The organism is Duganella sp. BJB1802, assembly GCF_013369445.1.
Taxonomy (GTDB): domain Bacteria; phylum Pseudomonadota; class Gammaproteobacteria; order Burkholderiales; family Burkholderiaceae_D; genus Rugamonas; species Rugamonas vulcania_A.
The window spans coordinates 270824-284068 of record NZ_JABWEF010000008.1; the positions used below are offsets into that span (position 1 = coordinate 270824).

The 13245-nt window shown below is 65.6% G+C and carries 15 protein-coding genes and 1 pseudogene; 8 read left to right on the plus strand and 8 right to left on the minus strand.

Features of this window, described 5'->3' with window-relative positions; translation table 11 throughout:
- Window positions 1-110 precede the first annotated feature (110 nt).
- Window positions 111-641, minus strand: coding sequence for a hypothetical protein (locus tag HUX88_RS15145; RefSeq protein WP_217916338.1), 531 nt, complete (start codon window positions 639-641; stop codon window positions 111-113).
- Between the two features lie 309 nt (window positions 642-950).
- Here HUX88_RS15145 and HUX88_RS15150 point away from each other — a divergent pair.
- Window positions 951-3155: pseudogene (locus HUX88_RS15150) on the plus strand (ribonucleoside triphosphate reductase); the annotation flags it as partial.
- A 13-nt stretch (window positions 3156-3168) separates the two neighbouring features.
- Window positions 3169-3876 carry an anaerobic ribonucleoside-triphosphate reductase activating protein gene (locus tag HUX88_RS15160; protein ID WP_176362314.1) on the plus strand — a complete coding sequence of 236 codons (708 nt, stop codon included), beginning with the start codon at window positions 3169-3171 and terminating at the stop codon, window positions 3874-3876.
- 19 nt (window positions 3877-3895) lie between these two features.
- On the opposite strand, the gene HUX88_RS15165 is transcribed toward HUX88_RS15160, so the two are convergent.
- From HUX88_RS15165 to HUX88_RS15185, 5 genes are all read right to left on the minus strand, one after another.
- A complete protein-coding gene (locus HUX88_RS15165; RefSeq protein ID WP_117011091.1) occupies window positions 3896-4177 on the minus strand; it encodes a type II toxin-antitoxin system RelE/ParE family toxin in 282 nt (93 codons plus the stop codon).
- Complete coding sequence (locus HUX88_RS15170) at window positions 4167-4421, minus strand: CopG family ribbon-helix-helix protein (protein ID WP_176362315.1); 255 nt, start codon at window positions 4419-4421, stop codon at window positions 4167-4169. Before HUX88_RS15170 ends, HUX88_RS15165 begins: the two co-directional genes overlap by 11 nt.
- Before the next feature lie 81 nt (window positions 4422-4502).
- Window positions 4503-5000, minus strand: coding sequence for an SCP2 sterol-binding domain-containing protein (locus HUX88_RS15175; RefSeq protein WP_308937129.1), 498 nt, complete (start codon window positions 4998-5000; stop codon window positions 4503-4505).
- Window positions 4997-5899, minus strand: a complete 903-nt coding sequence (locus HUX88_RS15180) for a U32 family peptidase (protein WP_176362316.1) — start codon at window positions 5897-5899, stop codon at window positions 4997-4999. The genes HUX88_RS15175 and HUX88_RS15180 overlap by 4 nt, the downstream gene beginning before the upstream one ends.
- A 13-nt stretch (window positions 5900-5912) precedes the next feature.
- Complete coding sequence (locus HUX88_RS15185) at window positions 5913-6950, minus strand: peptidase U32 family protein (RefSeq protein WP_176362317.1); 1038 nt, start codon at window positions 6948-6950, stop codon at window positions 5913-5915.
- A gap of 147 nt (window positions 6951-7097) precedes the next feature.
- Here HUX88_RS15185 and HUX88_RS15190 point away from each other — a divergent pair, with 147 nt between their 5' ends.
- From HUX88_RS15190 to HUX88_RS15210, 5 genes are read left to right on the plus strand one after another with little or no spacing between them, the layout of a single operon-like run.
- Window positions 7098-7559, plus strand: coding sequence for a hemerythrin domain-containing protein (locus tag HUX88_RS15190; RefSeq protein ID WP_117011101.1), 462 nt, complete (start codon window positions 7098-7100; stop codon window positions 7557-7559).
- Window positions 7556-7816, plus strand: coding sequence for a DUF2249 domain-containing protein (locus HUX88_RS15195; protein ID WP_117011102.1), 261 nt, complete (start codon window positions 7556-7558; stop codon window positions 7814-7816). The genes HUX88_RS15190 and HUX88_RS15195 overlap by 4 nt, the downstream gene beginning before the upstream one ends.
- The gene (locus HUX88_RS15200) at window positions 7813-9147 is read left to right on the plus strand and encodes a permease (protein WP_176362318.1); all 1335 of its coding nucleotides are present in this window, start codon (window positions 7813-7815) and stop codon (window positions 9145-9147) included. The genes HUX88_RS15195 and HUX88_RS15200 overlap by 4 nt, the downstream gene beginning before the upstream one ends.
- The gene (locus HUX88_RS15205; protein ID WP_176362319.1) at window positions 9144-10070 is read left to right on the plus strand and encodes a PaaX family transcriptional regulator C-terminal domain-containing protein; all 927 of its coding nucleotides are present in this window, start codon (window positions 9144-9146) and stop codon (window positions 10068-10070) included. Before HUX88_RS15200 ends, HUX88_RS15205 begins: the two co-directional genes overlap by 4 nt.
- 24 nt (window positions 10071-10094) lie before the next feature.
- Complete coding sequence (locus HUX88_RS15210) at window positions 10095-10313, plus strand: hypothetical protein (RefSeq protein ID WP_176362320.1); 219 nt, start codon at window positions 10095-10097, stop codon at window positions 10311-10313.
- A gap of 13 nt (window positions 10314-10326) precedes the next feature.
- Here the strand turns inward: HUX88_RS15210 and HUX88_RS15215 are convergent, their stop codons facing one another.
- The gene (locus HUX88_RS15215; protein ID WP_176362321.1) at window positions 10327-11010 is read right to left on the minus strand and encodes a hypothetical protein; all 684 of its coding nucleotides are present in this window, start codon (window positions 11008-11010) and stop codon (window positions 10327-10329) included.
- 52 nt (window positions 11011-11062) lie between these two features.
- Complete coding sequence (locus tag HUX88_RS15220; protein ID WP_176362322.1) at window positions 11063-12229, minus strand: 4-hydroxybenzoate 3-monooxygenase; 1167 nt, start codon at window positions 12227-12229, stop codon at window positions 11063-11065.
- 125 nt (window positions 12230-12354) lie between these two features.
- Here HUX88_RS15220 and HUX88_RS15225 point away from each other — a divergent pair, with 125 nt between their 5' ends.
- Window positions 12355-13245 (plus strand): helix-turn-helix domain-containing protein, encoded by an 891-nt coding sequence (locus HUX88_RS15225; protein WP_117011482.1) that lies wholly within the window; start codon window positions 12355-12357, stop codon window positions 13243-13245.

Below are 13245 nucleotides of genomic sequence, written 5' to 3' on the forward strand. Positions count from 1 at the left end.
ACTTGGGGTCAAACACTTGGGGTCAAGTCTGACATTCGGACACGAGCTCTGCTGTAGACGGGCCCTACAGCAGAGCTCGTGTCCGAATGTCAGACTTGACCCCATTCTGTTTAGTTGCCTGCCCACACACCTGAGTCATACATCAGCCGCATCGAGTAGTTGAGCTGAAGGGTTTGATTGCCGCCGCATTTTATTTCCGTCTGTTTTCCAGACGGTGCTACGACATGGATTGACGAATTCCCTCGAAGCGCATCAAACAGCGTATAGACGTAGCCGTTGTTTGTGAACTCGACCGATGCGTCGCCGCTTCCGTAGGAGTTGAAAACAAATGCTCCCAGCGGCGTTCGCTTCTCAGCCGGGTACGTCAGCACAACCTTGCCGTGATCGGAAGCCCGGTACTGCATGTGGCCGGACGTGCGCGTCATTTCATGCGAAGAGCACAGCGAATAGACCCGCTTGCCTGTCTCGCAGGTCCACAACGTGATCTCGTCCTTGCCACAGAGCGGGCTTTGCTGATAATCGCCCTTGTACTGCGCCCAAGTGGCGGTTGTGATGGACGATACCGGTGCGTGATCTTGTGCAAGCGCCGGCGTAGTCACCGAAATCGATATCACAGCAAACAAAGCTAAAATTTTCTTCATCGTTTTTTTGAACCGAAATTGGGGTCAAGTCTGACATTCGGACACGATCTCTGCTGTTGCGCCGACCGACAGTAGAGACCGTGTCCGAATGTCAGACTTGACCCCAATTGGTTTTTGACTCCATTTGGTTTACATCAAGTATGGCCGGCACGACTGTAGCGCGTATCACCACACGATACAAGGCCGTCAACACAGTCACAAAGGCAATCTGGATCATGGAATTGCAAAATCCCGCTGACTTTGATTGACGACACCATATCTAGTGCCTAACCTATCGAAACCAACTAGATATGGGATCAAGGAGAAAGCATGCAAGGATTGTTTCATACGCAGATCACCAAACGCGACGGCAGCGAGCAGGCTTTCGCGCTGGAGAAGATCGAAGCCGCGCTGCTCAAGGCCGGCCGCGCCAGCGGCGAGTTCGACGCCCGCGAGGCCGCCCAGCTGACCGAGTGCACGCTGCTGCACCTGTCGTCGCTGCGTCCCGAGGACGTGCTGACGGTCGAGCTGGCACAGGACACCGTCGAGCGCGTGCTGTACGACGCCGGCTACCGCAAAACCCTGCGCGCGTATGTGGTCTACCGCGAGCAGCACGCCAAGCTGCGCCAGGACCGCCACTCGCTGGTCGACGTCGCCGCCTCCATCAACGAATACCTGGACCGCCAGGACTGGCGCGTCAACGCCAACGCCAACCAGGGCTATTCGCTGGGCGGGCTGATCCTCAACGTGTCGGGCAAGGTGATCGCCAACTACTGGCTCAACCACGTCTATCCTCCCGAAGTCGGCCGCGCCCACCGCGAAGCCGACATCCACATCCACGACCTCGACATGCTGGCCGGCTACTGCGCCGGCTGGTCGCTGCGCACCCTGCTCAACGAGGGCCTGAACGGCGTGCCCGGCAAGGTCGAGTCGAGCCCGCCGCGCCACATGTCCAGCGCCATCGGCCAGATCGTCAACTTCCTCGGTACGCTGCAAAACGAATGGGCCGGCGCGCAGGCATTCAGCTCCTTCGACACCTACATGGCGCCCTTCATCCGCAAGGACAGCCTGAGCTATCCCGAGGTCAAGCAGTACATGCAGGAGCTGATCTACAACCTCAACGTGCCCTCGCGCTGGGGCACCCAGACGCCGTTCACCAACCTGACCTTCGACTGGGTCTGCCCGGAGGACCTGCGCGAGCAGATCCCCCACATCGCCGGCGTGGAAATGCCGTTCGCCTACGGCGACCTGCAGGCCGAGATGGACATGATCAACCAGGCCTACATCGAGATCATGATGGCCGGCGACGCCAAGGGCCGCGCCTTCACCTTCCCCATCCCGACCTACAACATCACCGAAGACTTCGTGTGGGACAGCCCGAACGCCGAGCGTCTGTTCGAGATGACGGCGCGCTACGGCCTGCCCTACTTCCAGAACTTCATCAACTCCGAGCTCAAGCCGAACATGATCCGTTCGATGTGCTGCCGCCTGCAACTGGACCTGCGCGAGCTGCTCAAGCGCGGCAACGGTCTGTTCGGCTCGGCCGAGCAGACCGGCTCGCTGGGCGTGGTGACGATCAACTGCGCGCGCCTGGGCTACCTGCACCGCGGCGACGAAGCCGGCCTGCTGGCCGCGCTGGACCGCCTGCTGGAGCTGGGCCGCGACAGCCTGGAGATCAAGCGCAAGGTGATCCAGCGCCACATGGACAACGGCCTGTTCCCGTACACCAAGCGCTACCTGGGCACGCTGCGCAACCACTTCTCGACGCTGGGCGTGAACGGCATCAACGAGATGGTACGCAACTTCGATCCGAGCGGCGAGCACGATATCACCACCGAATGGGGCCGCGCGCTGGCGCTGCGCCTGCTGGACCACGTGCGCGCCCGCATGGTCGAGTTCCAGTCCGAGACCGGCCACATGTACAACCTGGAGGCCACCCCGGCCGAGGGAACGACTTACCGCTTCGCCAAGGAGGACCGCAAGCGCTACCCGGCCATCCGCCAGGCGGGCACGGCGGAGATGCCCTACTACACCAACTCCTCGCAGCTGCCGGTCGGCTACACCGACGATCCGTTCGAGGCGCTGGAGCAGCAGGACGCGCTGCAGCGCAAGTACACCGGCGGCACCGTGCTGCACCTGTACATGACCGAGGCGCTGTCGAGCGCGGACGCCTGCCGCCAGCTGGTGCGCCGTTCGCTGAGCCGCTTCGGCCTGCCGTACATCACCATCACGCCGACGTTCTCGATTTGTCCCAAGCATGGCTACCTGAACGGCAGCCATCAGTATTGCCCCAAGTGCGACGCCGATCTGCTGGCGCGCAAACAGGCCGCCACGGCCTGATCTTTTCAACTCAACCAAGGAAACGACATGAACAATCTGCCACTAGCCACCATCGCCGAACTCGACAACGCCGAGCGCCAGCCGTGCGAGATCTGGACCCGCGTGATGGGCTACCACCGTCCGCTGGCCTCGTTCAACATCGGCAAGCAGGGGGAATTCCACGAGCGTAAATTCTTCAGCGAAGCCGCCGTCAACGCCGGCCGCTGACATGGGACGCGCCACGCTCAAGGTGGGCGGCTACACGCCGTTCAGCGCCACCGAATATCCCGGCCTGCTGTCGGCCGTGATCTTCGTGCAGGGTTGTCCGTGGCGCTGCGGCTATTGCCACAATCCGCACCTGCAGCCGCGCACCGGCGACAGTCCGCTGCCGTGGGATGGCATCCTGGCCGCGCTGGCGCGGCGCGTGGGCTTGCTGGACGCGGTGGTGTTCTGCGGCGGCGAGGCCACGATGGATCCGGCGCTGGGCGAGGCCATCGCCGACGTGCGCGCGCTGGGCTTCCGCATCGGCCTGGAGACGGCCGGCATCTACCCGGACCGGCTGGCCAGCGTGCTGCCGTTGGTGGATTGGGTGGGGCTCGACGTCAAGGCGCCGTTCTCGCTGTATCCCGTGGTGACGGGCGTGGCCGGCAGCGGCGATCCGGTGCGGACCAGCATCGCGGCGGTGCAGGCCAGCGGTGTCGAGTATGAGTGCCGCACCACCGTGCATCCGGCGCAGCTGCCGCCCACGCAGCTGGTGGCGCTGGCGCGGGCCTTGTCGGCGCTGGGCGTCGGGCATTACGTGCTGCAGGAGTTCCGCGCCACCGGCTGCCAGGACGATGCGCTGGTGACCAGCGCGGTGGCCGGCTATCCGGGGGAGGAGCTGCTGGAACGCATCAAGCCGCTATTCCCCCGCTTCAGCGTGCGCCGCAACCACTAACCCTGGCCTGGCAGACGTTTCAAAACCGCCGGGGCCAGCGCCGGGCCACGTGCTGCACCCGCAGGATTTCCACCACGTCCCCTCGGACTCTGTACGGAATAATGTAGTTGGGGTGAATGACCAACTCGCGAGTACCGGTCACTCGGCCGGGACGTCCCATATTGGGGAACTCGGCCAGGCTATTTGTTTTCGCCTGGATTTCCAGGACAAACGATTTTGCCCGTTCGGCGTTATCCTGCTCAATGTACTCGACGATGGCAACGAGGTTGGCCAGCGCAGTTTTGGTCCACTTAACCGCCATATTTTTCGAAGAAGGACTTTACTTCGCTCGCACTAGCGAATTCGCCGCGATCCGCTTCCGCAATACCTTCCTCGATGTCCCGGATTTGCCAGGACTCGGTCTCCAGGTAATGACGGAGTGCGGCCACGGTGATTGCGCTCTTGTTGCGGCCGGTTGCCTGAATCAGCCTATCAAGCTGACCGACCAGGTCTGCCGGGAGGCGGACAGTCATTGCCTTGTCGGCGCTTGGCTTCTTGATCTTCATCGGAGTAAAGTGAACATATAAGACGTGGTCGATGTACGTATTATAGTCACAAAGCCAAGGCGGCAGCCGTCGCGCTCCGGACTAGGCCCGCGTGCGCCGGCCTGGCAGGCTGTCGAACAGGCGGGTCAGGGCTTGCTTGCCCAGTTCCGTCATCGGCAGCGCGATCGCGTCCATCGTGTTCTTGACCAGCAGACCCAGCTCCGTATCACCCTGCATCGACAGACGACGCGAGAAGAACAGCGTGTCCGGGTCCTGCTCGCGGCGGGCCAGCGCGATGAAGTCGCGGGTGCAGGCGCCGATGTCCAGGTCCGGCACACCTTCCGCACGCAGCGGCGCGAAGCCCTGGTCGCGCCAGGTGAAATCGAACGACACGCCGGCGTCGCTGACGCTCACCCGCATGTGCTTGCCGCGCAGGCTGGCGCGCACATCGTCGGGCAGGTGCGGGCGCAGCACCAGGTTCAGCGCCGCCACGCACAGCAGCGCGCCGGGATAGGCCGGCAGCAGCCGGCCGAACGCCGCCAGCGGCGCCGGCAAGGGCCGCGCGCCGCCCTGCTGCGGATTGCTTATGGTATTCATCATGCTGCGTCCTCCATGCGATATTCAAGTCCGGGTTTGCCGTACCAGTAGCCGTTGCAGGCGGCGGCCGGCAGCAGCCCCTCCATGGCCTGCGCGCTCGGCGTGGCCTGCGAGGCGCCGCCGCGCGCGGCGTCGAAGGCCGCGATGATCTGCGGCATGTGCTGCGATTGCGGGCTCAGCCGCGCGACATCGACACCCATCGCGCTCATCTCGGCCATTTCGCCCACCAGGTTGTACACCAGCGCGGACTGGCTCTGGATGCCGTTCAGCACCAGGAACTCCTGCTTCTCGCGGGTACGCATCATCAGGCCGTCCGGATGGTCGATGCAGCTGAAGCGGCAATCGTCCTTGGGCAGGTTGCGGTTGCGCGCGGTGAAGCAGCGCGCCGAGAACGCCAGCGGCATGCGGCCGAAGGCGAACACCTCGGTCTCCATGCCGGCCGGACGTCCGTTCTGCATGTGGCCCAGGCCGGTGCGGCTCATCTCCAACGGCATCACCCAGCGCCGCGCGCCCAACTCGTGCATCAGCTGCAACGTTGGCGGGTTGTAAATGTTCAGGTGCGGACCGGCGATGAAACCGCCCTGCCCGGACACCAGCTGCACCGCGCCCATGTCGTTGGCCTCGATCTGGTAGTGGCCGTTGGCCGCCAGCCGGCGCTGGGCGCCGAAGTCGGCGCTGGACTCGATCAGCGCCAGCGAGGACAGCACCACCTCCTTGCCGCGCTCGGCCAGCATGGCGGCCACGGCCAGCCAGTCGGCGGCGCGCAGCTCGTGCCGGCGCGAGCACACGGTCTCGCCGAGGTAGACGATATCGACCGGCGTGTCGGCGATCTGTTCGTAGAATTCCATCACTTGGGCGCGCGGCCAGTAGTAGAGCAGCGGCCCCAAGGCTAATTTCATCATTGTGACTCCAGTTTCATTTCCACGAGCGGTGGTAGGCGCCCAGCGTGTGCTGCTGCCCTTCCGCCAAGGTATTCAGTTCCGACATCCAGCCCGGCTTGACCGAGTAGCGCGCGGCGTTGGCCAGGCACTGGTCGAGCGCCTCGCGCCACACGCGCGTGACCTGCGCCACGTAGGCCGGGCTGCGCTGGCGCCCTTCGATCTTGACCGCGCGCACACCCATCTCCAGCAGCTGCGGCAGCAGTTCCAGGGTGTTCAGGCTGGTCGGCTCCTCGACCGCGTAGTAGGTCTCGTCCTCGACCTCGAAGCGGCCCTTGCACAGCGTCGGATAGCTGGCGTTCTCGGTCGGCGTGTAGCGGTCGATCATCACGCCGTTCAGGCGCGATTCCAGGCCGTTGGCGTTCTGCTGCCAGCGCACCGCCTTGGCCGGCGAGCACACGCCGTGGGTATTTGGCGATTCGCCCGTCACGTAGGACGACAGCGCGCAGCGCCCCTCGACCATCACGCACAGGCTGCCGAAGCCGAACACTTCGATCTCGACCTCGGTGTGCTTGACCACGTGCTCCACCTGGGCCAGCGACAGCACGCGCGGCAGCACCGCGCGGGCGATGCCGAAGTGCTGGTGGTAGAAGTTGATGGCCTCGGCGTTGGTGGCCGAGCCCTGCACCGACAGGTGCAGGCGCAGCGACGGGTGGTGGTCGCAGGCGTAGCGCATCAGGCCGGGGTCGGCCAGGATCACGGCGTCGACGCCGGCCGCGGCGGCGCGGTCGATGGCGGTGCGCCACAAGTCGGTGGCGTCCGGCTGCGGGTAGGTGTTCAGCGCCAGCAGCACCTTGCAGCCGCGCTCGTGCGCGTAGGCGATGCCGGTGGCGATGGCGGCGTCGTCGAAATTGAGGCCGGCGAAGTTGCGCGCGTTGGTGGCGTCGCGGAAGCCCAGGTAGACGCAGTCGGCGCCCAGGTCGACCGCCGACTTGAGCGCCGGCAGGCTGCCGGCCGGGCACACCAGCTCGATGGGCCGCGCGGCGGGGGAAACGGGAGAGTCGGTTCGATTCATGTGGTGAAAAGGCACGGGTAATTGATCATGGCCAAACGGCGAACGAACTGTATCCCGCCGTCAACCTGAAAATCCTTGATGTGAATCAAAGAAATTCAGCTTGCTCGAATGGGACAATGCTCCACAGCACATAACCAAGGAATCGAGATGAACAAGATCGCCACCTACATGGATCGCGAACACCGCCGCTGCGACGAGCAGTACGCCGTGGCCGAAGCGGCCATCGCCCGCAAGGACTGGGACATGGCCGAGGACGATTTCGCCGCCTTCCTGCGGATGTTCGAGCTCCACCTGGACAAGGAGGAGCGCGTCCTGTTCCCGCGCCTGGACCGTGCCATGGGCAACGCCTACGGCCCGACCGCCGTCATGCGCGCCGAGCACGGCCACATGCGCGACACGCTGTGCGAGATGAGCGCCGCCCTCGGCCGCCGCGACAGCGAGGACTTCTTCGACAACGCCGACACGCTGCGCGTGCTGATGCACCAGCACAACCTGAAGGAGGAAGGCATCCTCTACCCGCACGCCGACCGCGCGCTGGCGGACCAGGCCGACGCCGTCATCGCCGGCATGGAAAGCCTGGCGCTGGCCGAAACCGGGAGCCCGGCATGAGCGCCGCGCTGGCACACGAAGGCAGCGCGCGCCTGCTGGACGTGGGCGGCATGGAGCCGCCGGAGCCGATGGTGCGCATCCTCGACGCGCTCGACACGCTGGGACCGGACGAGCGCCTGCGCGTGCTGATCGACCGCAATCCCATTCCGCTGTACCGCGTGCTGCAGCGCTACGGCTACGACTACCGCACCACCCAGCTGGAGGACCTGCGCTTCGAAGTGCTGATCTGGCTGGTGCCGGACGCGCCCTCCGCATGAAACCCCTCGACGCCCCCCGGCGCGCGCTGTCGTTCGACGACAATCCGCCGCTGTCGCTGCCGCTGCGCTTCTTCCTCAGCGCCCCGCTGTTCGCGGCGCTGGCGGCGGCGCTGCTGGCGTGGCAGGGACCGGACGCGCTGATCAGCCGGTGGTCGCCGCACACGCTGGCGCTGACGCACCTGATGGTGCTCGGCTGCCTGAGCATGACGATGATCGGGGCGCTGATGCAGATCCTGCCGGTGGTGGCCGGCATCACCGTGCCGCGCGCCGGCGCGGTGGGCGCCGCCGTGCACGCCGGCCTGTGCGCGGGCACGCTGTTGCTGGCCTCCGCCTTCTGGCTGGAGCAGACCTGGTTGTTCCGCGGCGCGATGGCGCTGCTGTTGTCCGCGCTGCTGCTGTTCCTGGGCGCCTGCACGGTCGGCATGTGGCGCCAGCACGCGCCCGGCTCCGGCGCGGTCATGGCCGGCATCCGCCTGGCGCTGGCGGCGCTGGGCGTGACGATGGTGCTGGGCGGCCTGCTGGCCGGCGCCTTCGCCTGGCCCGGCGCCACCGGCTGGCCGCTGGCCCGCCTGACCGACCTGCACGCGATGTGGGGCCTGCAGGGCTGGGTCGGCCTGCTGGTGATCGCCATCGCCTTCCAGGTGGTGCCGATGTTCATGGTCACGCCGCCCTATCCCGCGCTGCTCACCGGCGGCTACACCACCGCCATGTTCCTGCTGCTGACGGCGGCCTCGCTGTCGAGCGGCCTGCAGGGGCCGGCCCGCCTGTTCCACGACGCCTGCACCGTGCTGCTGGGCGCCGGCTACGGCGTGTTCGGCGCCTGCACCTTGTACCTGCTGGCGCACCGCACGCGCCCGACGGCCGATCCCACCACGCTGTACTGGCGCACCGCGATGGCCAGCCTGCTGGCCGCGCTGGCGGTGTGGCTGTGGCCCGCCGACCAGGCGTCCAACGCGCGCCCGCTGCTGCTGGGGGTATTGCTGGTGGCCGGCGTCGCGCAATCGGCCATCCACGGCATGCTGTACAAGATCGTGCCCTTCCTGACCTGGTACCACCTGCGCGAAGAGGCGCCCGGCCCCGGACACAAGCTCCCCGGCATCAACAAGATCATTCCCGAGTCCCGCGCGAAGTGGCAATTCCGGACCCACGCGGCGGCCTTGCTGCTGCTGTCGGCCGCCTGCCTCCGACCCGACGCGCTGGCCCGGCCGGCCGCCGCCCTGATGTGCGTGGCCTGCCTCTGGCTCTGGTACAACCTGGCCACGGCGGCGCGCCTGTACTGGCGGCTGCGCTCCGGGTCCGGCTCCACTTTATCCGTCACCGCCCCAACATGAACACCGAAAGCCATCTCGAAGACTGCCTGCGACAAGCCAGGCCGCGCCTGAACACCATGCTGGTGCTGATGTTCAGCGAAGCCCAGTTGTTCGGGCAAAAGAGCCAATGGCTGGCCAGCGCCATCGCGCTGATGGAGCCGTTGGGCTTCCAGGAGCGGGCGATCCGCACGGCGCTGTTCCGCCTGACCGAACACCAGGCCATCCGGGTCGAACGCCATGGCCGCCGCAGCCTGTGCATGCTGGCCCCGGCCACTGCGGCCGCCGTGCGCGCCGCGCGCCAACGGCTCGACATCCCGCCGGCCCGCAGCTTCGCCGAGGACTGGAGCATCCTGGTCAACAGCGGCGGCATCAGCGCCGCGCGCTACACCGCCGCGCGCAAGCGCTTGCTGGCACTGGACTACTGCCCGTTGGCGCACAACCTGCTGGCGCGGCCGGCGTCCTACTGCGCCGGCATCGAGGGCGCGTCCGCGTCGGAAGACCACGGCCTGGCTTCGTTCGACGTCAGCGGCACGCAGCTGGCCGCGGCCATGCGCCAGCCGCTGTTCGGCCGCAGCGAATGGGACCTGGACGCCGCCGACGCGTTGTATCGCCAGTTCCAGCAGCGCTTCCAGCCGCTGCGCAAGCTGCTCGACCAGCACGGCGCCATCAGCGACGCGCAAGCCTTCGCGATACGGCTGCTGGTCAGCCACGGCTACCAGCATTGCCGGCGCGCCGATCCGCTGCTGCCGCAGGAGCTGCTGCCGGCCGCGTGGCCGGCGATGGCGGCCTACCAGACCTACGTGGCGCTGTACTGCCGCTGCGCCGGCCAGGCGCGCCGCCACATCCAGACGGTGACGGCCGCCGCGGCGGCGCCCAGCCCGGCCCCCGGCGTCGCGCGGATACGCCGCCCGCTACTCACATCCGACCATGTGCTGACGGCATAAGGTCCATACATTCAGGAGAAACCTATGGAATCCATCATCAAGACCTTCTACAACGGTCCCACCTTGAGCGTCACCATCAGCCGCGAAGGCAGCCGCATACACCGCCTGATCGACGACATCTGCCAACCGCTGCGCGCCAACAAGACCGTGGTACGGCGCGACCCGATGGTCGAGGCGCTGTTCGGCGCGGCCAGTCCGCGCGCGCCCATGGCCGCCGTGGCGTCGCCGGGCCGGAAGCGCTGAAGCGGCCGGCCGCTTAGCGCGGCCCGGTCCAGTGTTGTGGGTCGAACGGCTTGGGGACTGCTGTCACGGGCTTGTCTTCAACCGGCTTGACGATACACGCGCAGCTATCAGGCAGAAATAGACGAGAGAGTTTGGTGCCAAGGAGTTCCGCGTTCTGGAAAGGTCCATACGCCAGCGTGGCGATGAACACCAGGTAGAAATAACCGATCAGGAAAAATGGCGCCCGCCTGACGATGTCGAAAAACCCCAGGTATTTCCCGGTCAATGCCTTCAACAGGATCTTCCTGCGCTCGTCGAGGGAGCCCTGGTCGCCCGGCAGGTCGATGGTTGTATCCTTGGACAGCAGCCGTGGGAATTTGACTGTTCTCTGGTGTAGATACAGCAGGAACATCCAGACCAGCGAAATGCCGGCGTTGAGCGGCGGATTCGGCGTTCCCTGGACGCCTTGCGCGAAGACGAAGCAAGCCGCTCCGAACGCCCAGTTCAGGAATTCGAACCACTGACTGGTGGAGTCCACGATCCTCTTATGCGTGTGCCTGGACACTTTTCCCAGCAGCTCGCCGTTGGCGAATATCGTGTATGCCTCATTCTGGTCGGTCAGCTTGGTGTGGATGACTTCCACCTTGCGGAACCGCTTTCTAAACCAACCGGGTTTCGAATTTTTGTACTTGGGAGTCGGTGCTGCTTGTGTATTCATCTGGCGCGGATCGAATGGTTCTGATCCGCGAATTTTACCGGATCGCGGACGGTCAGAAGGCGCCGACGTAGTTTTCCGCCAGCGCGGTCGCCATCGCGCGCGAGCTGACCACGCATTCCAGTTCGGCGCGCTGCATCTCGCGCTGGAACGGCGTGGCGTCGGCGAAGGTGTGCAGCAGGCTGGTCATCCACCACGAGAAGTACTCGGCGCGCCAGATGCGCTTCAACGCGGCATCCGTGTAGCCTTGCAGGCGCTCGTCCCGGCCCTGGCGGTAGAACTGCTCCAGTCCCTGTGCCAGCAGGTTCACGTCCGACACCGCCAGGTTCATGCCCTTGGCGCCGGTCGGCGGCACGATGTGGGCCGAGTCGCCGGCCAGGAACAGGCGTCCCGACTGCATCGGCGTCGACACGAAACTGCGCATGCCGATGATCCCCTTCTGGAAGATGCGCCCCTCGTTGACGCGCCAGCCGTCGTTGTTCTCCAGCCGCGCGTGCAGCTCGGCCCAGATGCGGTCGTCCGACCAGTTGTCGACGTGGTCGGCCGGATCGCACTGGAAGTACAGGCGCTGCACCGTCGACGTGCGCGTGCTGACCAGCGCGAAGCCGCGATCGTGCCGCGCGTAGATCAGTTCATCCGACGACGGCGCCGATTCAACCAGGATGCCGAACCACCCGAAGCCGTAGTTGCGGGTGAAGTCCTCGCGCCCCTGTCCCGGCATGGCCGGCCGCGTGACGCCGTGGTAGCCGTCGCAGCCGATGACGAAATCGGCCTCGATGCGCGCCGCCTCGCCGCCATGCACAAAACTGACCGACGGCGTGGCGGTGTCGACGCCATGCAGCTGCACGCCGCCGACTTCGAACAGCAGCTGCCCCTGCGCGGCCAGGCGCGCCGCCACCAGGTCCTTGATCACCTCATGCTGAGGATAGACGGTGATGGCCTTGCCGGTCAGCTCCGTCAGGTCGATGCGGTGGCGCTTGCCGCCGAAGGCCAGCTCCACGCCGTGATGCAGCGCGCCCTCGGCCTTCATGCGGGCTCCCACGCCGGCGTTGGTGAGGATATCCATCGTGCCCTGTTCCAGCACGCCGGCGCGGATGGTCGCCTCGATGTCGGCGCGGCTGCGCGACTCCAGCACGATCGATTCGATGCCGCTCAAGTGCAGCAGATGGGATAGCAGCAGGCCCGCTGGGCCGGCGCCGATAATGGCTACCTGGGTACGCATGTTGTCTCCGATATGGTGTTGGTGTGCCGCCATCGTAGCGCCGGGCCATCGCAAAAAAAATGGATGAAACGGCATAAAACTTGTACTATTTCGACACCCAACCACTTCCATCGGCGCCCGTCTCCATGACCCGCAACACAAAACCGGCACCGCCGGACGTCCCACAGTTCGCCCTGTACGGCGAGCAAACACGGGTGGAAAACGCCGAATTCGTGCATATCGAACTGATAGAAACCCGCAGCCGGGTGCACCACTGGCACATCGAAAAGCACACCCACGCCGGCCTGTTTCAGGTACTTTTCCTCTACGGCGGCGAAGTGCGCGCCAGCGTCGACGGCGCCGTCTGGGAGTGCCGCGCACCGGCCGTCATCACGCTGCATCCATCGGTGGTGCACGGCTTCGACTTCTCCGCCGAGGCGCATGGCTATGTGCTGACGGTGGACCAGAACGTGGTGTTCGCGGTGGCGGAGAACCACGGCGACCTGTATTCATCGTTGTTCGTCGAACCGCTGATGATCGACCTGTCCGGCCAGCCGGAATTGCGCGCGCGCCTTGAGTCGCTGCTGCAAAACCTGCTGACGGAAGCGGCCTGGCCGCAGTACGGCCACACGCTGATGCTGGAGTGGCTGGCGCGCAGCGCCTTGCTGCTGCTGGTGCGCTTGCACGCCGAACGGCGCCTGGCCGACCAGTCGGGCCGCAGCGACTTCGAATTATTCAGCCGCTTCCGCGCCGAGGTGGAACGGCGCTACAAGGAACAATGGCAAATCGGCCAATATGCCGAAGCGCTAAGGGCCACGCCGACGCGGCTCAATCGCCTGTGCCTCAAGCTGTCCGGCAAATCGGCGTTCGACATCACGCAGGACCGGCTGATGCTGGAGGCGTGCCGCAAGCTGACCTATCTGCCGTCCAGCATCGCCAGCATCGCCTATGAGCTGGGATTCCAGGACCCGGCCTACTTCAGCCGCCTGTTCAAGAAGCGCATGGGCAGGACGCCAAAGGAATTCCGCGCCGGTTGA